This is a genomic window from Pseudomonas monteilii NBRC 103158 = DSM 14164 (assembly GCF_000730605.1).
GTDB classification, from domain to species: Bacteria; Pseudomonadota; Gammaproteobacteria; order Pseudomonadales; family Pseudomonadaceae; genus Aquipseudomonas; species Aquipseudomonas monteilii.
The window spans coordinates 1-19,975 of record NZ_BBIS01000033.1; the positions used below are offsets into that span (position 1 = coordinate 1).

The following is a 19,975-nucleotide window of genomic DNA, read 5'->3' on the forward strand; positions in this document are numbered from 1 at the left end:
GGGCGTAGAGCAGGGTCAAGCCACTGTCGGCGTCGTTGATGTAAAGCAAGTCGGTGGAGGCATAGCCGTAGATGCTCAGCGTGCTAAGGCGTAGCCCCTTGCCCTGAGGAATCAGTTCGGCCGCGCGCCATGCCAGCATGCGCGCGGCATCACTCAGGCTGCCTTCGTTGATTTGCTTGTTGCAGGCAGCGATGAAGTTGAGTTTGCAGCTCAAGCGATAGTCAGCAAGTTGCTCGCGCCAGTAGGTGTCGAGTGTCGCCTTGTAGCGGGTGTGAAAGTCCAGTGCTTCTATGTGGCTTTGCAAGGCTTCGGCGCGGATGTCGAGCAGTGTCGAATGATCGTAACGGGCGGGTGTGGTGCGCTGGAACAGGCCATTGAACACCTCGTACCAGGCGCCGTTGTCGTAAATGGGCTGTGGGGGGAAGTGGTCGACCAGCGTGATCGGGCCATCGCCCGGCAACGTGCCGGCCCAGGGTTGCCTGAACAGCCCGCCGAAGAAGTCGTTGCTGGATTCGCCTTGCCAGTTCATCAGCACCGCTTGGGTGAGGCTGACGCGCTGTACGACTTTGGCCTGGTAACTGGCGATGCCATCAGGGTGAACATGCAGCGTGACGACATCGATCAGGTCTGGGTCCTGATGTACCCCTTGGGTGGCAAGCCAGGCAGCAATTGCCCGCTTGGCCTCGCGGTCGGGTCGGGGAAGGGTGGCGAGGTGGTTGCGTACGAACTGTACGCCAGCAGCATTGATGTGCGTGGTGGCCATGTCGGTCTCCGTGGGGTGGGAAAACCACAGCATCGACCGGCTGATTGGCAGGGGAGTGGTAAATAGTGCTGGCCCTGAGGCTCAGCCGGGCGGGCCAGGCAGGCCTGGTAGCACCTCGGTTACGTCACGTTCGCCTGTCGGTGAATCGTCGAAGCCATACGGGACTTTGCCGCGCAGTTGCCAGGCGAACGCGATGATTTCGGCGATGGTCAGGTACAAGGCCTCCGGGATCTGCTCGCCCAGCTCCAGGCGCGCCAGCAGGCGCACCAGCTCGGCATTCTCGTAGATTGGCACCTCGTGTTCACGGGCCAGGGCCAGGATGGCTTCGGCCAGCGCATCGTCACCCTTGGCGCTGAGGGTGGGAGCCTGCTGGCCGTCGTAGCTCAGGGCAATGGCCTGGCGTGTGTGCTTCTGGCTCATGCGTTCTCATCCACCCAACGTTGTTCTACCCGCGTGCGCGGGCCTTGTGGCGGCGTGCCAGGGTGGCACTCCAGGTCACCGACGTCCAGGCCACGTGCCAGCAGGCGTTCGCGTAGGGCGCCGAGCTGGGTGTCGATCAGCCTGGCGGTTTGCTCACGCTCTGCCCACAGTTGCCCGCTCAGGCGGCCTTGGCTCAGTTGCGCCTGTACCTGCACGGGGCCGAGTGGCGACAGGTCGAAGGCCAGCTCGATGCGCCACAGGGCTTGCAGCGGGTCTTGTGCTTCATGCTGGCGATCGGCTTGCTGCTGCGGAGTTTCTTCGCGCTGCAGTTTGACCTGCAACGGGATGAATTCCTGGCCGTGGCGGATCGGCACTTCGGTTTGCCAGGTGGTCTGCAGGTTGCCGTTTTCCAGCGTTCCGGTCTGTTGCAGGCTGCTCATGGCATGGCTTTGCAGGCGCGAAATTGCCGCAGCGGCAAGGCGCAGCAGTTGTTGCAGGTCGCCTTCGTCTTCCAGGGCCTTGAGCAGGCGCGAAGGCAGCGGGAACGCGCCCGGCTGCGGCCTGGGGCTGACCCGTTCGAGCATGCCCAGTGCACTGCGGGCCAGCGCCGGCATGGTCACGGCCAGGCTGGCCGGCGCAAGGTTGGCAGCGCCGGCCGGTGAGATCGAAGCCTGTGCGACCAGCCGCAGCAAATGCGCCTTCAGATCGGTGGCGACGCTGGCAGGAAAGCCACCCAGCAGTTTCGCTTCAAGGAAAGCGCCACTGTTGTTCAAGGCCTGGGCAACCGCTTTCGCATCGCCCAGCTGGCGGGCGTCTGGCAGGCTGACCAACAGGCGTTCGGCGCTGGCGCGCAGGTCGCCATCGATGCCAGGGTCTCGGTTGATCTGTTGCAGGGCGTTGAGCAGGCCGGGCAACGAAGCCTGGCGGTTCTGCTGGGTTAGCAACTGCTGTGCGATGTTGAGCTGGTCCTGCCTGCCGCTGAGTGGCACGAAACGCAGTGACTGGTCACCCTGCACCAGCGCGCTGAGCAGGCTGCCGATAGCCAGTGGGCGTGGGCTGTCCACCGTCAGGGTGGCGCCGGCCTGGGCGCTGTTGAGCAGGCTGATCAGTGCCCGGTAGGCCGCAGGCTGGCCAGCTGCCTGGGGCAGTAGCTGGTTGGTCATGACCTTGCCTTGCAGCAGGGTGCCGACGGGTACCTTGCTGGTGTCCAGGCGGGTGAGGGTGGCGACCTGGCTGGCGCTGGCCTGTTGCAGCATGATCGCCAGATGATTGCTTTCGGTCTGGCTGACGGTGACCTGGCTGCCTTGGGGCAGGGGCTGGCTGGTGCTGGCTTGCAGTTGGGTCTGAAGGCCGTTGGCCTGCATCAGCCGAAGCACCAGCTGAAAGTCGCTGCCCACCTGCCGCATCGCAACCACTTCGGCCTGTGCGGTCTCGCCAGGGGCCATCAAGCCAGGCTGCGGTTGCGTCAGGCGCAGCAGTTCGCCGGTCATACCGGCCTTCATGGCTTGGGTATTGACTGCGGTTTGTGCAGCGAGACTATTGATTTCAGTCATGATTGTATACAACCTGTCGAACCCAGCCTCTTGGCAGCGCGGCGGCGCATGTAATAATGCCGAGCGCCCGTGGTTGCCAGTATAACGGCAGCGCTGGGGTCGACTTGAGACACAGGGCTTCACGCGACGCCGCGCTGAAGCCCTACAAAGATAAGGCGAAACCGTGACCCTTCACCTCCAAGCCGCAGGCCTAGCCTGCGAGCGCGACTGGCGCCTGCTGTTCGAGCAGCTCGATTTCAAGCTGGGTGCCGGCGACATGCTGCAGATCAGCGGCCCCAACGGCAGCGGCAAGACCAGCTTGCTGCGTCTGCTGGCCGGGCTGATGCAGCCGACGGCCGGGCAGATCCTGCTGGGCGGTAAGCCATTGGCGGAGCAGCGCCATGCCCTGGCCAGCATCCTGTTGTGGATCGGCCACGCCGCCGGCATCAAGGACCTGCTCACCGCTGAAGAGAATCTCACCTGGCTGTGCGCCTTGCACCAGCCGGCCAGCCGCGAGGCGATCTGGGCAGCGCTGGAGGCCGTCGGCCTGCGTGGTTTCGAAGACGTACCCTGCCATACCCTTTCAGCCGGCCAGCAGCGGCGCGTGGCCTTGGCCCGGTTGCACTTGGCCTGCCCGCCGCTATGGATTCTTGACGAGCCGTTCACGGCCCTGGACAAGCAAGGCGTGGCACAGTTGGAAGCACACCTGGCGGCCCATTGCGAACAGGGCGGCACGGTGGTGCTGACCACTCACCACACGCTGGAACACAAACCCTCCGGTTACCGTGAACTGAACCTGGGGCAATGGGCGGCATGAGCGTATTCGTCTTGTTGTTGCGCCGCGAAGCGCGCCTGCTGTTCCGCCGTCCGGCCGAGCTGGCCAACCCGTTGGTGTTCTTCGCCATCGTCGTGGCGTTGTTCCCGTTGGCGGTCGGCCCGGAAAGCCAATTGTTGCAAACCTTGTCGCCTGGGCTGGTCTGGGTGGCGGCATTGCTCGCGGTGCTGTTGTCGCTGGACGGCCTGTTCCGCAGCGATTTCGAGGACGGCTCGCTGGAGCAGTGGGTGTTGTCGCCGCACCCACTGGCGCTGCTGGTGCTGGCCAAGGTGTTGGCGCACTGGATCTTTTCCGGGCTGGCGCTGGTATTGTTGGCGCCGTTGCTGGCGCTGATGCTGGGGCTGCCGAGCCATTGCCTGCCGGTGCTGCTTGGCTCGCTGCTGCTGGGTACGCCGGTACTGAGCCTGCTGGGTGCGGTGGGCGCGGCGCTGACGGTTGGCCTCAAGCGCGGTGGTTTGTTACTGGCGTTGCTGATTCTGCCGTTGTATATCCCTGTATTGATCCTGGGCAGTGGTGCGTTGCAAGCGGCGTTGCAAAATATGCCGGCAACCGGCCACCTGCTCTGGCTTGCCAGCCTCACCGCCCTGGCCGTGACCTTGGCACCCTTTGCGATAGCGGCCGGCCTGAAAATCAGCGTTGGCGAATAACGAGTCCCGGGCTTTCAAGCCCGGCCAATACCCTGGATGTACCCTGATGAAAATAAGCTGGACGTGGTTCCACAAGCTGGGCTCCCCCAAATGGTTCTATGCCATCAGCGGCCGCATGCTGCCATGGCTGGCCGGTGCTGCCGTGCTCCTGCTGCTGCTCGGCATCACCTGGGGCCTGGCCTTCGCCCCACAGGACTACCAGCAGGGCAACAGCTTCCGCATCATCTACATCCATGTGCCGGCGGCAATGCTGGCCCAGTCCTGCTACGTGCTGCTGGCGGTGGCCGGGGTGGTGGGGCTGGTGTGGAAAATGAAAATCGCCGATGTCGCCTTGCAATGCGCCGCGCCGATCGGCGCCTGGATGACTGCCGTGGCGCTGGTCACTGGCGCCATCTGGGGCAAGCCGACCTGGGGCAGCTGGTGGGTGTGGGATGCCCGCCTTACGTCCATGCTTATCCTGCTGTTCCTGTACTTCGGCATTATTGCGTTGGGCCAGGCGATCAGTAATCGTGACAGTGCGGCCAAGGCCTGCGCGGTGCTGGCGATTGTCGGCGTGGTTAACATCCCGATCATCAAGTATTCGGTGGAGTGGTGGAACACCCTGCACCAAGGCGCCACCTTCACCCTTACCGAAAAACCGGCGATGCCCGCCGAAATGTGGCTGCCGTTGCTGTGCACGGCGCTGGGTTTCTACTGCTTCTTCGGTGCCGTGCTGCTGTTGCGCATGCGCCTTGAAGTGCTAAAGCGCGAGGCGCGCGCCAGTTGGGTCAAGGACGAAGTGTTGAACAGCCTGGGGCGGAGGGCCGCACAATGAGCTTTGCCACCTTTGGTGACTTTCTCGCCATGGGCCACCATGGCCTGTACGTGTGGTCGGCCTATGGCATCTGCCTGGCCGTGCTGGCGCTGAACGTTGCTGCGCCGCTGCTGGCCCGCCGTCGCTACCTGCAAGAAGAGGCGCGCCGTTTGCGCCGGGAGAACAACCAGTGAATCCGCAGCGCAAGAAACGCCTGTTGCTCATCGTCGGCCTGCTGGTCGGCGTCGGGGTTGCCGTCGGCTTTGCCTTGAGCGCACTGCAGCAGAACATCAACCTGTTCTACACACCCACCCAGATCGCCAATGGCGAAGCACCGCTGGACACCCGCATCCGCGCAGGCGGCATGGTCGAGAAAGGTTCGGTGCAGCGTTCGTCCGACTCGCTGGATGTGCGCTTCGTGGTCACCGACTTCAACAAGTCGGTACCGATCACCTACCGTGGCATCCTGCCCGACCTGTTCCGCGAAGGGCAGGGCATTGTCGCCTTGGGCAAGGTCAACGCCGACGGTGTGGTGGTGGCCGACGAAGTGCTGGCCAAGCACGATGAGAAGTACATGCCGCCCGAGGTCACCAAGGCCCTCAAGGAAAGCGGCCAGGCCGCCACGGGCGGGGAGGCCAAGCCATGAACGCGGCGCTGATAATCCCCGAACTGGGCCAGCTGGCGATGATCCTGGCCATCTGCTTTGCCGCCGTACAGGCCAGTGTGCCGCTGCTCGGCGCCTGGCGTGGCGACAGCCTGTGGATGAGCCTGGCGCGGCCGGCGGCGTGGGGGCAGTTCGCCTTCCTGGCGTTTGCCTTCGCGTGTTTGACCCATGCCTTCATGACCGACAATTTCTCGGTTGCCTACGTAGCCAGCAACTCCAACAGCGCCTTGCCCTGGTACTACAAGTTCAGCGCTGTATGGGGCGCCCACGAAGGTTCCTTGCTGCTGTGGGCGCTGATTCTCGGCGGCTGGACCTTTGCCGTTTCGGTGTTCTCGCGCCAGTTGCCGCAGGTAATGCTGGCCCGCGTGCTGGCGGTGATGGGCATGATCAGCGTGGGCTTTCTCAGCTTCCTGATCATTACGTCCAACCCGTTCCAGCGCCTGCTGCCGCAGGTGCCGACCGATGGCCGTGATCTCAACCCGCTGCTGCAGGACTTTGGCCTGATCGTTCACCCGCCGATGCTGTACATGGGTTACGTGGGCTTCTCGGTGGCTTTCGCCTTCGCCATCGCTGCCTTGCTCGGCGGCCGCCTGGACGCTGCCTGGGCGCGCTGGTCACGGCCTTGGACCATCGTTGCCTGGGCCTTCCTTGGTGTGGGCATCACCCTGGGCTCGTGGTGGGCCTACTATGAGCTGGGCTGGGGTGGCTGGTGGTTCTGGGACCCGGTGGAAAACGCCTCGTTCATGCCCTGGCTGGTAGGCACCGCGCTGATCCACTCGCTGGCAGTGACCGAAAAACGCGGTGTATTCAAGAGCTGGACCGTGCTGCTGGCCATTGCCGCGTTCTCGCTGAGCCTGTTGGGGACCTTCCTGGTGCGTTCCGGTGTGCTGACTTCGGTGCACGCCTTTGCCGCCGACCCGTCGCGGGGCATTTTCATCCTGATCTTCCTGCTGTTCGTGGTCGGTGGTTCGCTCACCCTGTTCGCCCTGCGTGCCCCGGTGGTCAAGAGCCAGGTCGGCTTCGCCCTGTGGTCGCGCGAAACGCTGCTGCTGGCCAACAACCTGGTGCTGGTGGTGGCCGCGTCGATGATTCTGCTGGGCACCTTGTACCCGCTGGTGCTCGATGCCCTGACCGGGGCCAAGCTGTCGGTCGGCCCGCCGTACTTCGATGCCTTGTTCCTGCCGCTGATGGCGCTGTTGATGGTGGTGCTGAGCGTGGGCGTGGTGGTGCGCTGGAAGGACACCCCCGGCAAATGGCTGGCCAGCATGATGACCCCGGTGCTGATCGGCAGCGCCATCCTGGCCCCGGTGGCCGGCTTTATCGTCGACGACTTCGACTGGCCGACCCTGACCGCCTTTGCCCTGGCCGCCTGGGTAGTGCTCGGCGGGCTGCGCGACATTCTCGACAAGACCCGCCACAAAGGCCTGCTCAAGGGCCTGCCCGGCCTGGGCCGCAGCTACTGGGGCATGCAGCTGGCCCACCTGGGCCTGGCGGTGTGTGCGTTGGGTGTGGTGCTGTCGAGCAACAACAGCGCCGAACGCGACCTGCGCATGGCCCCGGGCGAAAGCGTCGAGCTGGGCGGTTACCACTTCCTGTTCCAGGGCGCCAAGCACTTCGAAGGGCCGAACTTCATCTCTGACAAGGGCACCGTGGTGGTCAGCCGTGATGGCCGTGAAATCACCACCCTGCACCCGGAGAAGCGCCTGTACACCGTGCAGCAATCGATGATGACCGAAGCCGGCATCGATGCAGGCTTTACCCGCGACCTGTACGTCGCCCTGGGCGAGCCGCTGGAGAACGGCGCGTGGGCCGTGCGCGTACATATCAAACCTTACGTTCGCTGGATCTGGCTGGGCGGTCTGCTGACTGGCCTGGGTGGGTTGCTGGCGGCCCTCGACCGGCGTTACCGCGTCAAGGTCAAGACCCGGGTGCGTGATGCCCTGGGCGTGTCTGGAGCAGCTGCATGAAGCGTTGGATCATGGTAGTCCCCCTGGCAGTGTTCCTGCTGGTGGCGGTGTTCCTCTACAAAGGGCTGTTCCTCAAGCCCGACGAGCTGCCCTCGGCAATGATCGGCAAACCGTTCCCGGCGTTTTCGCTGGCCTCGACCCAGGGCGACCGTACCCTGACCCAGGCCGACTTGCAGGGCCGCCCGGCGCTGGTCAACGTGTGGGCCACCTGGTGCCCGTCGTGCAAGGTCGAGCACCCCTACCTTAACCAGCTGGCACAGCAGGGCGTGGTGATTCACGGGGTCAACTACAAGGACGACAATGCCGCCGCGCAAAAATGGCTGGCTGAGTTCCACAACCCTTATCAGCTGGATATCCGCGACGAGCAGGGCAGCCTGGGCGTGGACCTGGGCGTGTACGGCGCGCCGGAAACCTTCCTGATCGACGCCAAAGGCATCATTCGCTACAAACACGTGGGCATTGTCGATGCCACGGTGTGGCGCGAACAGCTGGCCCCGCTTTACCAGGGCCTGGTCGATGAGGCCAAACCATGAGGCGTTGGCTGGCGGCTCTCGTGCTGGGCATGAGCCTGGCCGGCGTGGCCAAGGCGGCCATCGACACCTACCAGTTCCGCGACGAGGCCGAGCGCGAGCGCTACCAGCAACTGACCAAGGAGCTGCGCTGCCCCAAGTGCCAGAACCAGGACATCGCCGATTCCAATGCGCCGATTGCCGCCGACCTGCGCCGGGAAATCTTCCGCATGCTCGGCGAGGGTAAGAGCAACCAGCAGATCGTCGACTTCATGGTCGACCGCTATGGCGACTTCGTGCGCTATAAGCCGGCGCTCAGCGGGCGCACCTGGCTGCTGTGGTTCGGCCCGGGGATTTTGCTGGCCGGCGGTTTCGTGGTGTTGGCGGTGATCGTGCGCCGGCGCCGCAGTACGGCTGTGCAGAGCGGCAATGAATTGTCTGCCGAAGAACGCGAGCGTCTCGCCAAACTGCTGGAAAAAGAACAGACCCATGATTGAATTCTGGCTTAGCGCGGGCCTGCTGCTGCTCGCTGCCCTCAGCTTTTTGCTGATCCCTATCCTGCGTGGCCGTCGTCGTCAGCAGGAAGAAGACCGCACCGCCCTGAACGTGGCTCTGTACCAGGAGCGTGTTGCCGAACTGGCCGCCCAGCAGGCGGCTGGCGTGCTTGATGAGGTGCAGATGACCAAGGGCCGTGACGAGGCTGCGCGCGAATTGCTGGCCGATACCGAAGGCGCCGAGGCACCGCGCCAGGGCCACTTGGGCAAGGCCCTGCCGCTGCTGGCGGCTGTGCTGGTACCGCTGATGGCGCTTGGGCTGTACCTGCATTTTGGTGCGGCCGACAAGGTGGCCCTGACCCAGGAATTCGCCGAGGCGCCCAAGTCGATGGAAGAAATGACCACGCGTCTGGAGCGCGTGGTGCAGGCCCAGCCGGATTCGGCCGAGGCCATGTACTTCCTGGGCCGCGCCTACATGGCCGAGCAACGCCCGGCTGATGCGGCGCGCACCTTCGAGCGGGCCGTGGCCCTGGCCGGCCGCCAGCCCGAGCTGCTGGGACAATGGGCTCAGGCCCTGTATTTTGCTGCTGACAAACAGTGGAGCCCGCAGTTGCAGGCGCTGACTGACGAAGCCTTGAAAGCCGACCCCAACGAAGTGACCAGCCTGGGCCTGCGCGGCATTGCTGCCTTCGAAGGTGAGCGTTACCAGGAAGCCATCGACTACTGGAAGCGCCTGCTGGCGCAGCTGCCGGAAGGTGACGCATCGCGTGACGCCCTGCAGGGCGGTATCGACCGCGCTGTCGAGCGCCTGGGGGGGGCTGTGGCAGAAGCTTCACCCGCACCTGCGGCGGCTCGCCTGAAAGTGCGGGTGGAGCTGGCGGCGGCGCTGAAGGACAAGGTCAAGCCGGACGACACCGTGTTCATCTTTGCCCGCGCCAGCAATGGCCCGCCCATGCCGCTGGCGGCCAAGCGGGTGACGGTGGCGCAGTTGCCGATCGAGGTGGAGTTGTCTGATGCTGACGCGATGATGCCGCAGATGAAACTGTCGCAATTTGCCGAAGTCCAACTGGTTGCACGTGTATCGCGCGCTGGCCAGCCTACTCACGGCGAATGGATTGGCCAGGGTGCCCCACTGCCCAGCGCCACCCAGGCTACCCAGCGCCTGACCATCGACAGCCCCGACCAGTAAGAGAGCAATGCCATGCACAGCACCGTCCGCCTGACCCTGATTACCCTGGCCCTGGGTTTGTCTGCGTGTACGGTGCATCAGCCGTATGAGCAGCCTGAACCCCCGATTGAACGCGTGCCGCCACAGGGACCGGTGGTCAAGCCGTTGCCGGGCGGGCAGCCATCGACCCAACCGAGCAAGCCGGCGGCGATTCCCAAACCGATGCCGCGTACCTCGGCCAGCTTTGCGCCACCGCCTGGCGGGGCCAGCCATTGGGACCCGAAGCTGGGTGTTTATGTATTGGAGAAACAGCCCAATACCTTCTACCGGCAGCGTACGTATTACCGGTTCAACAACGGCTGGAGCTGGTCGCTGAGCCCGAATGGTCCTTGGCAAGAAACGGATAGCAGTGGTGTTCCAGGCGGGTTAGGTCGCGCATTCGCCCAGTAACACCAACCTCGAAGTTGCCGTTGCCGTGGCTTTTGCTTTTGCTTCTAAGCGCGCGATAGATCAGGCGCCACCGATTGCGACTTCAGGAGGCCGAGCGTAGGGATTGCGGAGGGAGATGACGGGCATGGATGCCCGTCAAGCGCTGAGGCCCCATGGATGGGGCCTGCAGCGCGTGCTCCCGGGAGCAAGCCCGTAGCGAGGGAACCCCGGAGCGCAGCGTAGGGGCCGTATGATAGGAGCCAGCGTTTTTTGGTTACTTTTTGTCGCGTTTGACAAAAAGTGACCCGCCGTAAGGGCGGAAAGGTGAGTGTGCGCCACCCTCGGGAATGAATGTCTACTCGATGTGAATGCCCACATCCAAGAAGCAAGAAGCAAGAAGCAAGAAGCAAGAAGCAAGATTCGTCTGTTTTGAATCAGTGAACAGTCCATTTGCGATGGCGACGCTGATTCACCTTTTCGCCCTTACGGCGAGTCACTTTTTGTCAAACGCGACAAAAAGTAACCAAAAAACGCTGCGCTCCCATCATCCGGCCCCTACGCTGCGCTCCGGGGTTCCCTCACTCCGGCCTTGCTCCCGGGAGGACCGCGCTGCAGGCCCCATCCTGGGGCCCAGCGCTTGACGGGCATCCATGCCCGTCACCTCCCTCCGCAAGGCCTGCGTTCGGCCTCCTGAAGTCGCGAAGATCAAGATCAAGATCAAGATCAAGATCAAGATCAAGATCAAGATCAAGAGCGGGAACGGTGTGGGCGGTACAGTGCAGTTTTGACTTGATATTTCTATTGACTGTACTGGTTGCTAACTCCGCATAATGACCTATCGAATTGACCGGAGGTGGCATGCGCAAAACAGTCCTGGTACTGGTGGAAACCGTCGACAATTACCTGCCCTTACTAGAGCAGGCCGGTTACTGCCTGATTCGCGCCCCCTCGCCGCAACTGCGCTCCCATGCCATTCAGCAACACGCCAGTGAAATCGATGCCGTACTCACTCGCGGTCCGCTGGGCCTGACTGCCGCCGAAATCGATGCCTTGCCCAACCTGCAGATCATCTGTGTGATCGGCGCCGGCTACGAGCAAGTCGACCTGGCCGCCGCGGCTGCCAGAGGGATCACCGTCACCAATGGTGCCGGTGCCAATGCCAACGCAGTCGCCGACCACACTCTGGCTCTGGTGCTGGCACTGCTGCGCGACATTCCTCGCGCCGATGCCAGCACCCGTCGCGGCGAATGGAACCGCGTCATCAGCCCCTCGGTGAGTGGCAAGCGCCTGGGCATTCTTGGCCTCGGCGCAGTCGGGCAGGCGATTGCCAAGCGTGCCAACCTGGGCTTCGACATGCCCGTCAGCTACCACAGCCGCACGCCGCGTGAAGAAGTGCCTTACACCTGGCACGACAGCCCGCTGCACCTGGCCGCTGCCGTCGACATTCTGGTCGTGGCCACCCCCGGTGGCGCCAACACCCGGCATCTGGTCGATGCCAACGTGTTGGAAGCGCTAGGGGTCGAGGGCTATCTGGTGAACATTGCCCGCGCCAGTGTAGTTGACACCGATGCACTGGTAACTGCATTGCAGCAAGGCCAGCTGGCAGGTGCCGCGCTGGACGTGTTCGATGACGAACCGGCCGTGCCCGACGCCCTCAAGACGCTTGGCAACACCGTGCTCACGCCCCACGTGGCCGGCCAGTCGCCGGAGGCCGCACGCGACACGGTAACCCTGGTACTGCGTAACCTGCAGGCGTTCTTTGCAGGTGAGCCCGTCTTGACCCCGGTTCGCCCGTAAACCTATATCAGCCATCTGCCTGGCAACACCCGGGCAACAAGGAGTGTGTGCATGCAACTCGACATCTTCCAGGTCGATGCCTTTTCCGCCAAACCGTTCGGTGGCAACCCGGCCGCCGTGATTCCGCTGCAAAGCTGGCTGCCGGACGATGTGCTGCAGCGCATCGCCGAAGAGAACAACCTGTCGGAAACCGCCTATTTCGTGCGCAATGGTGAAACCTACGACCTGCGCTGGTTCACCCCGACTGTAGAAGTTGATCTGTGCGGCCATGCCACGCTTGCCTCGGCCTATGTGCTGTTCGAGCAACTGGGCGAGCAGGCCCAGGTGCTGCGTTTCAACACCCGCAGCGGCGAGTTGCGCGTCAGCCGTGGCGCTGACGGGCTGCTGGCGATGGATTTCCCGGCCAAGCGGCCGGTTGCAGTGGATATCCCGGCAGGGTTGCTGCAAGCGTTGGGTTTGAACCAGGCTCAGGCGTTGTACCAAAGCGACGACTATGTGGTGGTGATCGATGATGCGTTGATCCTCGACACCCTGAAGCCGGACTTCGTTGCGTTGAACACGTTCGACGTGCGTGGTATTGCCGTGACGGCGGCAGGGCGTGGTTTTGATTTTGTCACCCGCTGGTTCGGCCCGCGGGTTGGCGTGAATGAAGACCCGGTAACCGGTTCGGCCCACACCTCGCTGGCACCGGTGTGGGCGGAGCGCCTGGGCAAACGGGTACTCAGCTGCGAGCAGGGTGGGGCGCGCAAAGGGCAGCTGCAGTGCGAAGTGCCGGGCAATGGCCGGGTAATCATCAGCGGGCGGGCAGCGTTGTACCTGCGCGGTACCGTCTACTTCTGATGCCCGTTCAGGCATCTATACTGGCTGGCTCTTTCCCTGTTCAAGGAGCCAGCCATGGCCCTGGAAAAACAAGGCACTTGCCTGTGTGGCGCCACCACGCTCAAGGTTACTGTAGACAACACCCATGTCAGTGCCTGCCATTGCAGCATGTGCCGCAAATGGACTGGCGGCCCGCTGCTGGTTGTGGAATGCAGCCGGCCCCCGGTGATCGAAGGGCGTGCGCCCTCGGTGTATGAGTCGTCTGACTGGGCTCAGCGCGCGTTTTGCGGCCAGTGCGGCACGCACCTGTATTACCGGCTCAAGGCCAACGACTTCCATGCCGTGCCGGTCGGCCTGCTCGACGATGACCAGGCGTGGGATTTCAACCTGCAGATTTTCGTGGAAGAAAAACCCGCCTGGTACTGCTTCGCCAACCAGACCAAGGAATTGACTGGCCAAGAGGTGTTCGAGCAGAACAGCTGATTGCTCATCGCGTCCCGGTTCGAATCGGCGGCATGAAACACCGTGCAAACTTGCAAAACCGGTGCATTCCTGAGAAAAGGGCGGCTTTGTTTTCCCGCGTTGGAGCGTGCCCATGAGCCAAGAATTGCAGATCATCGACCTGGTGGAGGGTGATGGCAAAGCCGCCGTCAAAGGCGCCCTGATCACCACCCAGTACACCGGCTGGCTGGCCGACGGCAGCGAGTTCGATTCGTCCTGGTCACGCGGCAAGCCGTTCCAGTGCGTGATCGGCACCGGCCGGGTGATCAAAGGCTGGGATCAAGGCCTGATGGGCATGCGCGTTGGCGGCAAGCGCAAGCTGCTGGTACCGGCGCACCTGGGTTATGGCGAACGCAGCGTGGGGGCGATTCCGCCGAATTCGGATTTGACCTTCGAGATCGAATTGCTGGAAGTGCTGACGCGGGATGATTGAGCTGCTGCATTGCAACCCCAGGTTCTTGCAGCTTACACAATTGCGCAACACCCATCCGCTAATCTGGGCCTTGCCTAGGGAACGGCATATACCTCCAGGGAGGAACCAAACGGGTTCAGGGCACTCTGACCCTCACTCGTTGCCAAGGATGGCATTCACTACAAGGGCGCCCTGCAGCTGATGGGGCGATGTGGCGGGTTGACGCGATTTTCTTTGCCACACGAGCCTGCCTTGATGAAGTTGCCAACATTCTTCCGCCGTCGCCGTCACTTGCTGCTGAGCCTGGTGCTTACGGCTGTTGCCGTACCGCTGGCGCTGGAGGCTGTCGAAAGCCGTGCGCAACCGGTGGATGGCACCCAGACCCTGGTGTTCCTGCGCCATGCCGAGAAACCGGGCGAGGGGCTGGGCCAGTTGAACTGCCAAGGCCTGAACCGTGCGCTGGACCTGGCCACTGTGTTGCCCGAGCGCTTTGGCAAGGCCGATTACGTGTTTGCTGCCAACCCTTCGCGGCATGTCGAGGAAGGCAGCAAGGACGAAAGCTACAGCTATATCCGCCCGTTGATGACCATTACCCCCAGCGCCATCCGTCTGGGCCTGCCGGTGAACATCGACTATGGCGCCAACGACACCGCCGAACTGGCTGACGAGCTGCTGAGCGACAAGTACCGCAATGCAACCATCTACGCCGCCTGGTCGCATGGTTACCTCCCGGAGTTGATCAATACCGTGGCCGGCAAGGCGCTGGGTGAAGAGCGGGTGATTACCGATGACTGGAATGGCGATGACTTCGATACCCTCTATGTACTGACCCTGACCTGGCACGACGGCAAGGCCAGCCTGCTTAGCCGCAATGTGCGCCAGGGTTTGAATGACGGTGCGCAGAGCTGCCCGACATGAGGTTGTAGTGCTGCGTTGGCCCGAATGATGAGTTGGCCTTTACCGGCCTGTTCGCAGGTTTACCCGCGAACAGGCCGGTAAAGGCAGCTAAAGATTCAGCGCCCGAAACGCATCGGCCAACCCACCACCTTCTTCGCCCGTGGGGTGGCATAGGTGCGTACCTTGGAGGTGCTCAAGCCCATGCGCACCAGCGACTCGGCAATGGTCACCGCCGCGCTAACCCCATCCACCACCGGCACGCCGGTGCGTTGGCGGATCTGCTCGTCCAGCCCGGCCATGCCGCCGCAACCCAGGCAGATCACCTCGGCCTTGTCATCACGCACGGCTCGCTCTGCCTGCTCCACGATGGCTTCCACCGCACGCTGCGGGTCTTCTTCCAGTTCCAGCACGGCCAGCCCGCTGGCCCTTACCGAGGCACAGCGTTCGTACAGCCCGGAGAGCTTCAAACGGTCCTCGATCAGTGGCACGGTGCGGTCCAGGGTGGTCACCACCGAGTAAGCATGGCCCAGGTACATCGCCGTGCTGGCGGCTGCATCGGTAATGTCCACTACCGGTACGTTCAGCAGCTCCTGCAAGCCTTCACGGCCGTGTTCACCATAGCCGGCCTGGATCACGGCGTCGTAGGGGCCTTCATAGGCCAGCACCCGGTCCATCACGGCGATGGCAGCCAGGTAACTCTCGAAATTGCCTTCCACCGACTCGGCGCCAAACCAGGGGGTGAGGCCAATGATCTCGGTGCCGGGGGTGGCGACACTGCGCGCTTGTTCGGCAATGGCCTCGGTGATGGCTTCGGTGGTGTTGACGTTGGCAATCAGAATACGCATGGGCAGTCTTCCTTGATCAATGGCTGCTGTGGTCGACGGCGATGCACTCGCCGCTGACGTCGTGGTAGTGACGGTTGCGAGGCGCGATCAGCAGGTACAGGGCGGCGGCGATGCTGGCACCGATCAGCCAGGAGAACGGCGCCACATGCTGGAAGTGGGGGACCAGCGCCAGGACGATGGCCAGCAGTGCGGCCGGCACGAAGGCTGCCACGGCGCGCAGGTTGATGCCCTTGGTGTAGTGGTAGGCACCGGCCGGGTCTTCGCTGTAGAGCTGCGGCACGTTGATGCAGCCTTTGCGCAGCAACCAGTAGTCGGACATGATCACCCCGTACAGCGGGCCGAGCAGGGCGCCCAGGCCCGACAGGAAGTACACGATCACCAATGGGCTGTTGTACAGGTTCCACGGCAGGATCAGCACCGCCACGGTGGCACTGATCAACCCGGCGCGGCGGAAGTTGAGGTGACGCGGCGCGAGGTTGCTGAGCACGAAGGCCGGGGCGACGAAGTTGGCCATGATGTTCACCGCCACCGTGACGATCAGGAAGGCCAGGCAGCCGAGTACCAGGAAGGGCGTGCTCGGGATGGCAGCGACGATCTGCGTCGGGCTGTCGATGATCTGGCCGTTGATCTGGAACTGCGCGCCGCTCAGCACCACGGTGATGATGGCGAATACCAGGATGTTCACCGGCAGGCCCCAGAAGTTGCCCACGCGAATGGTCTTGCGGCACGGTGAGGAGCGGGCGAAGTCACAGAAGTTCAGCACCAGGGTGCCGTAAATCGCCAACCACAGCGCACCGCCAGCAAAGATGTTGCGCCACATCTCGTAGCCAGTCAGCGGTGTAGCCACCGACCAGGCGATGCGCGTGTCGGCCTGGAAGTACATGAACACCGCCAGGGCCGATACGGTCAGCAGGATCACCGGGCCGGCGAAACCCTCGTAGCGGCGCACCATCTCCATGCCGTAGGCCAGGATCACCAGCTGCACCAGCCAGATCGACACGAAGCATACCCAGCCCAGGCTTGAAAGGCCGAGGATGCTGTCATGGTCGTAGGCTGCCATGTGCGGCCACACCGCTGTCAGTAGCACGCGCAGCACCACGGAGGCGAGGTAGGTCTGGATGCCGAACCAGGCGATGGCGATGACTGCGCGAATCAGCGCCGGGATCTGCGCACCGTGGATGCCGAAGGCAATGCGGCTGATGACCGGGAAGGGAACGCCGGTTTTCTGCCCCATGTAGCCGGACAGGTTCATGAAGAAGTACACCAGCGCTGCGCCAATGGCCAGCGACAGCAGAATTTGCCAGCCGCCCAGACCGAGGGCGAACAAGCCCATGGCGAACGAATAGTTGGCGATATTGTGCACATCGTTTGTCCACAACGCGAAGATGCTGTATCCACCCCAGCGGCGGCCTTCGATACGGGTAGGCGCAAGGTCGCGGTTATGCAGGCGCGGGCTCAGGGCCAGCGCTGGCTGGCTGGCGTCAAGTGTGGAAGCAGGGCGGGTGCTGGCGACGGATAGTTCAGGGGCAAGGTCGAGGCTGCTACTCATTCCGGCGGGCTCCTGATGCACATGGACTGCGATGAGCGGGCATGCGCACGGGCTCGCCATCTCGTCAGTGCAGCTTGGCATCACAGGGTTCTGGGCGCGGCGGCCGGTTTTGGTCCGGCGTCGCGGGTTCTTGTGTCTTTATGTTTTGCTTGGTTTGTATACAAAACACGAGGACACAAAAGCGAGTTCCATGCCAAGGAAAGAGCAAGCGTTAAAGGGCTATCATTTTGAATCTATGGCTTCAAAAGATAAGTTCATGAAATGTAGTAATTATAAGTTGACCAAATAAACAGGTTTAAATTTTTTAACTGATAATTAGTTGATCAAATGGTCAAAATTAGTTGCAGGGTAGTGTGTAACGTATTGGGGCGTTACCGGAGAAATTGCACACAAAAATGGCACTTAAGGTGACATTCTTGTGTACAAAAAATAGTCATGTTTTCCTGTGCCGCCTCTCAGTCCATCGGCGGCAACCGCCGCTTCACCGGGCTCTTCTTGATGATTGCGGTGTTGGTGTCAGCCAGCACATTGATGCGGTCGAGCAGGGTGTCCAGCTGTTCCATGGAGCGCACATGCAGGCGGGCAATAAAGCAGTCCTCGCCGGTGACCTTGTCGCACTCGGTGAACTCGGGGATGGCAATGATCTGCCGCTCCACCTCCTGCAACTGCCCCGGCAGCGGGCGTATGCGTACGATGGCCTGCAACTGATAGCCAAACGCGCGTGGGTCAACCTCCACGGTGTAGCCGCGCAGCACGCCACGCTCTTCCAGCCGGCGCAGGCGCTCGCTGACGCTGGGTGCGGACAGCCCGCTCACCTGCGCCAGGGCCTTCAGCGAGCGGCGCGAATCCTCCATCAGTGCATTGATCAAGAGTTGGTCGATAGCGTCAGTCATGGTCGCCTCAATAGGTAATTCGCGTTATTTGCCTTAATAGTAAAGGCATGTAGGCCAATCTGCCTTCGTTATCCGCTGGATGGCACACCGGTATCCTTCGCATACTGTTGCCATCGTCAACGGGAGGTGTGAGATGGACAGTTCATTGCGCCGTGGCTCGCTGGAAATGGTCGCTGCCATGCTGATTTCCGGGACCATCGGCTGGTTCGTGCTGGTGTCCGGCCAGCCCGTGCTTGAGGTGGTGTTCTGGCGCTGCGTGTTCGGCGCCGTGACCTTGCTGGTGATCTGCGCCGTTTTTGGCTTTCTGCGGCCGGGAGTGATCAACCGCACGGCGTTCTTGTTGGCGATTGCCAGTGGGGTGGCGATTGTCGGCAACTGGTTACTGTTGTTTGCCTCGTACTCACGGGCGTCGATTGCCATTGGCACGGCGGTGTACAACGTGCAGCCGTTTCTGCTGGTGGGGCTGGCGGCGCTGTTCCTGGGCGAGAAAATCACCTTGGCCAAGGTGACCTGGCTGAGTGTCGCCTTCCTCGGCATGTTGGCCATCGTCAGTGCCCATGGTGCGGGGCAGGGTGGCGGTGAGGATTATCTGCTGGGAATTGCCCTGGCGCTGGGGGCGGCGCTCTTGTACGCAATCGCTGCACTGATCATCAAGCGCCTGAGTGGCACGCCGCCTCACCTGATTGCATTGATCCAGGTAACCACCGGTGTGCTGATGCTGGCACCCTGGGTCAGGCCAGGCGGGTTGCCCGGAGACGTGCCGGCGTTGGCCAGCTTGTTGGCACTGGGCATGGTGCACACCGGCCTGATGTATGTGCTGCTTTACAGTGCCATCCAGCGTCTGCCCACGGCGTTGACCGGGGCGCTGTCGTTCATCTACCCGATTGCGGCGATTCTGGTGGACTGGGTGGCGTTCGGGCATCGGCTGGCGCCGCTGCAGTGGCTGGGTGTGGGTTTGATCCTGGTGGCGGCGGCGGGGATGCAGCAGGGCTGGTGGTTCCGTTCTGCACAAGTGGCGGTCAAGGGGTAGAATGGCGGCCTTTTCATTTGTTTGCGACCCACCATGACTTCGCCGATCCACACCCTTGAGCAACACCTGCTCGCCGCGTTCGACCCTGCCCCGCAGGAAACCCGCCGATTGTTTCACGGCCGTGGCCGCTGCTGGGTGGGCCTGGAGCAAGTGACGGTCGACTGGTTGCAGGGTGTGCTGTCGGTGGCCTTGTTCCGCGAGCCACCCGAAGGCCAGCTGGCTGAACTGGAGGCCATGTTGCGTGCCTTTGCCGAACGCCCGCAGTGGTCTGGCCAGGCGATCCTCATTCAGCACCGCTACCTGCCCGACAGCCCGGGCCAGTGGCTACTGGGCGAGCCGTGCCAGCAGCGTGAGGTGGTCGAGGATGGCCTGACCTACCTGCTGGACCTGGGCGTGCGGCAGAACAATGGCCTGTTCCTCGACATGCGCTACGGCCGGCGCTGGGTGCGCGAGCAGGCAGCGGGCAAGCGGGTGTTGAACCTGTTCGCCTACACCTGCGGTTTTTCGGTAGCGGCGATTGCCGGTGGCGCCGAGCAGGTGGTGAACCTGGACATGGCCAAGTCGGCGTTGTCCCGTGGCCGTGATAACCACCGCCTGAATGGCCACGATGCATCGCGGGTGGCCTACCTGGGGCATGAGCTGTTCAAATCGTGGGGCAAGGTGCGCAAGTACGGGCCTTATGACCTGATCATCATCGACCCGCCCACCTTCCAGCGCGGCAGCTTTGTGCTGACCCAGGATTACGCGAAGATCCTGCGGCGGTTGCCGGAGTTGCTGAATGCGGGGGGCACAGTGCTGGCGTGTGTGAACGACCCGGGGATCGGGCCGGAGTTTCTGATCGAGGGGATGGCGGAGCAGGCGCCGACGTTGGCGTTTGTCGAGCGGTTGGAGAACCCGCCGGAGTTTCCCGATGTGGACCCGGCGGGGGGCTTGAAGGCTTTGGTGTTCCGCCAGGTTTGATGTTGCTCTTGCCGGCCTCTTCGCGGCTAAAGCTGCTCCCACAGGGATCGC

General features: G+C 62.8%; 24 protein-coding genes. 18 read left to right on the forward strand and 6 right to left on the reverse strand.

The annotated features are described in order from the left end of the window. From PM2_RS17520 to fliK, 3 genes are all read right to left on the reverse strand, one after another. Positions 1-763, reverse strand: a 763-nt coding sequence (locus tag PM2_RS17520; RefSeq protein ID WP_042132215.1) for a dermonecrotic toxin domain-containing protein, incomplete at its 3' end; no start/stop codon positions are given. An 81-nt stretch (positions 764-844) separates the two neighbouring features. Further along, complete coding sequence (locus PM2_RS17525; RefSeq protein WP_016711763.1) at positions 845-1,183, reverse strand: EscU/YscU/HrcU family type III secretion system export apparatus switch protein; 339 nt, start codon at positions 1,181-1,183, stop codon at positions 845-847. Next, positions 1,180-2,736, reverse strand: a complete 1,557-nt coding sequence (fliK, locus tag PM2_RS17530) for a flagellar hook-length control protein FliK (RefSeq protein WP_028699357.1) — start codon at positions 2,734-2,736, stop codon at positions 1,180-1,182. The genes PM2_RS17525 and fliK overlap by 4 nt, the downstream gene beginning before the upstream one ends. A gap of 163 nt (positions 2,737-2,899) precedes the next feature. Here fliK and ccmA point away from each other — a divergent pair, with 163 nt between their 5' ends. The 16 genes from ccmA (at position 2,900) to PM2_RS17605 (ending at position 14,668) form a co-directional block, all read left to right on the forward strand. After that, positions 2,900-3,532, forward strand: a complete 633-nt coding sequence (gene ccmA, locus PM2_RS17535) for a cytochrome c biogenesis heme-transporting ATPase CcmA (RefSeq protein WP_016711761.1) — start codon at positions 2,900-2,902, stop codon at positions 3,530-3,532. Next, positions 3,520-4,197: a heme exporter protein CcmB gene (ccmB, locus tag PM2_RS17540; protein WP_016711760.1), complete on the forward strand. Its 678-nt coding sequence runs from the start codon at positions 3,520-3,522 to the stop codon at positions 4,195-4,197. Before ccmA ends, ccmB begins: the two co-directional genes overlap by 13 nt. Before the next feature lie 46 nt (positions 4,198-4,243). Next, complete coding sequence (locus PM2_RS17545; RefSeq protein ID WP_025753824.1) at positions 4,244-5,011, forward strand: heme ABC transporter permease; 768 nt, start codon at positions 4,244-4,246, stop codon at positions 5,009-5,011. Beyond that, positions 5,008-5,184, forward strand: a complete 177-nt coding sequence (gene ccmD / locus PM2_RS17550) for a heme exporter protein CcmD (protein WP_012273475.1) — start codon at positions 5,008-5,010, stop codon at positions 5,182-5,184. Before PM2_RS17545 ends, ccmD begins: the two co-directional genes overlap by 4 nt. After that, positions 5,181-5,636 (forward strand): cytochrome c maturation protein CcmE, encoded by a 456-nt coding sequence (ccmE, locus tag PM2_RS17555; RefSeq protein ID WP_016711758.1) that lies wholly within the window; start codon positions 5,181-5,183, stop codon positions 5,634-5,636. The genes ccmD and ccmE overlap by 4 nt, the downstream gene beginning before the upstream one ends. A gap of 11 nt (positions 5,637-5,647) precedes the next feature. Further along, on the forward strand, positions 5,648-7,621 hold the full coding sequence (locus PM2_RS17560; protein WP_174244701.1) for a heme lyase CcmF/NrfE family subunit: 1,974 nt from the start codon (positions 5,648-5,650) through the stop codon (positions 7,619-7,621). Next, the gene (locus tag PM2_RS17565; protein WP_025753823.1) at positions 7,618-8,154 is read left to right on the forward strand and encodes a DsbE family thiol:disulfide interchange protein; all 537 of its coding nucleotides are present in this window, start codon (positions 7,618-7,620) and stop codon (positions 8,152-8,154) included. The genes PM2_RS17560 and PM2_RS17565 overlap by 4 nt, the downstream gene beginning before the upstream one ends. Next, positions 8,151-8,627, forward strand: coding sequence for a cytochrome c-type biogenesis protein (locus PM2_RS17570; protein WP_019096397.1), 477 nt, complete (start codon positions 8,151-8,153; stop codon positions 8,625-8,627). Before PM2_RS17565 ends, PM2_RS17570 begins: the two co-directional genes overlap by 4 nt. Beyond that, positions 8,620-9,813, forward strand: coding sequence for a c-type cytochrome biogenesis protein CcmI (gene ccmI, locus PM2_RS17575; RefSeq protein ID WP_019096396.1), 1,194 nt, complete (start codon positions 8,620-8,622; stop codon positions 9,811-9,813). Before PM2_RS17570 ends, ccmI begins: the two co-directional genes overlap by 8 nt. A gap of 12 nt (positions 9,814-9,825) precedes the next feature. Then, positions 9,826-10,242, forward strand: a complete 417-nt coding sequence (locus PM2_RS17580) for a hypothetical protein (protein ID WP_019096395.1) — start codon at positions 9,826-9,828, stop codon at positions 10,240-10,242. Positions 10,243-10,871: 629 nt separating this feature from the next. Continuing rightward, a complete protein-coding gene (locus PM2_RS30775) occupies positions 10,872-11,009 on the forward strand; it encodes a hypothetical protein (RefSeq protein WP_154670330.1) in 138 nt (45 codons plus the stop codon). A 70-nt stretch (positions 11,010-11,079) separates the two neighbouring features. Continuing rightward, the gene (locus tag PM2_RS17585) at positions 11,080-12,018 is read left to right on the forward strand and encodes a 2-hydroxyacid dehydrogenase (protein WP_019099525.1); all 939 of its coding nucleotides are present in this window, start codon (positions 11,080-11,082) and stop codon (positions 12,016-12,018) included. A gap of 51 nt (positions 12,019-12,069) precedes the next feature. Next, on the forward strand, positions 12,070-12,858 hold the full coding sequence (locus PM2_RS17590; protein ID WP_025754767.1) for a PhzF family phenazine biosynthesis protein: 789 nt from the start codon (positions 12,070-12,072) through the stop codon (positions 12,856-12,858). A gap of 54 nt (positions 12,859-12,912) precedes the next feature. After that, positions 12,913-13,320 carry a GFA family protein gene (locus tag PM2_RS17595; protein ID WP_028699358.1) on the forward strand — a complete coding sequence of 136 codons (408 nt, stop codon included), beginning with the start codon at positions 12,913-12,915 and terminating at the stop codon, positions 13,318-13,320. A gap of 112 nt (positions 13,321-13,432) precedes the next feature. After that, positions 13,433-13,771 carry an FKBP-type peptidyl-prolyl cis-trans isomerase gene (locus PM2_RS17600; protein ID WP_003254365.1) on the forward strand — a complete coding sequence of 113 codons (339 nt, stop codon included), beginning with the start codon at positions 13,433-13,435 and terminating at the stop codon, positions 13,769-13,771. Positions 13,772-14,005: 234 nt separating this feature from the next. Further along, a complete protein-coding gene (locus PM2_RS17605; protein WP_016711750.1) occupies positions 14,006-14,668 on the forward strand; it encodes a hypothetical protein in 663 nt (220 codons plus the stop codon). A 95-nt stretch (positions 14,669-14,763) separates the two neighbouring features. On the opposite strand, the gene PM2_RS17610 is transcribed toward PM2_RS17605, so the two are convergent. From PM2_RS17610 to PM2_RS17620, 3 genes are all read right to left on the reverse strand, one after another. Continuing rightward, positions 14,764-15,492 (reverse strand): aspartate/glutamate racemase family protein, encoded by a 729-nt coding sequence (locus tag PM2_RS17610; protein WP_016711749.1) that lies wholly within the window; start codon positions 15,490-15,492, stop codon positions 14,764-14,766. Positions 15,493-15,508: 16 nt separating this feature from the next. Then, a complete protein-coding gene (locus PM2_RS17615; protein ID WP_028699359.1) occupies positions 15,509-17,041 on the reverse strand; it encodes an NCS1 family nucleobase:cation symporter-1 in 1,533 nt (510 codons plus the stop codon). 455 nt (positions 17,042-17,496) lie between these two features. Next, complete coding sequence (locus tag PM2_RS17620; protein WP_016711747.1) at positions 17,497-17,934, reverse strand: Lrp/AsnC family transcriptional regulator; 438 nt, start codon at positions 17,932-17,934, stop codon at positions 17,497-17,499. A gap of 133 nt (positions 17,935-18,067) precedes the next feature. On the opposite strand from PM2_RS17620, the gene PM2_RS17625 reads away from it, so the two are divergent. Both PM2_RS17625 and PM2_RS17630 read left to right on the forward strand, forming a co-directional pair. Next, positions 18,068-18,964: a DMT family transporter gene (locus tag PM2_RS17625; RefSeq protein ID WP_028699360.1), complete on the forward strand. Its 897-nt coding sequence runs from the start codon at positions 18,068-18,070 to the stop codon at positions 18,962-18,964. A gap of 33 nt (positions 18,965-18,997) precedes the next feature. Next, complete coding sequence (locus PM2_RS17630; RefSeq protein ID WP_028699361.1) at positions 18,998-19,924, forward strand: class I SAM-dependent methyltransferase; 927 nt, start codon at positions 18,998-19,000, stop codon at positions 19,922-19,924. Positions 19,925-19,975 lie beyond the last annotated feature (51 nt).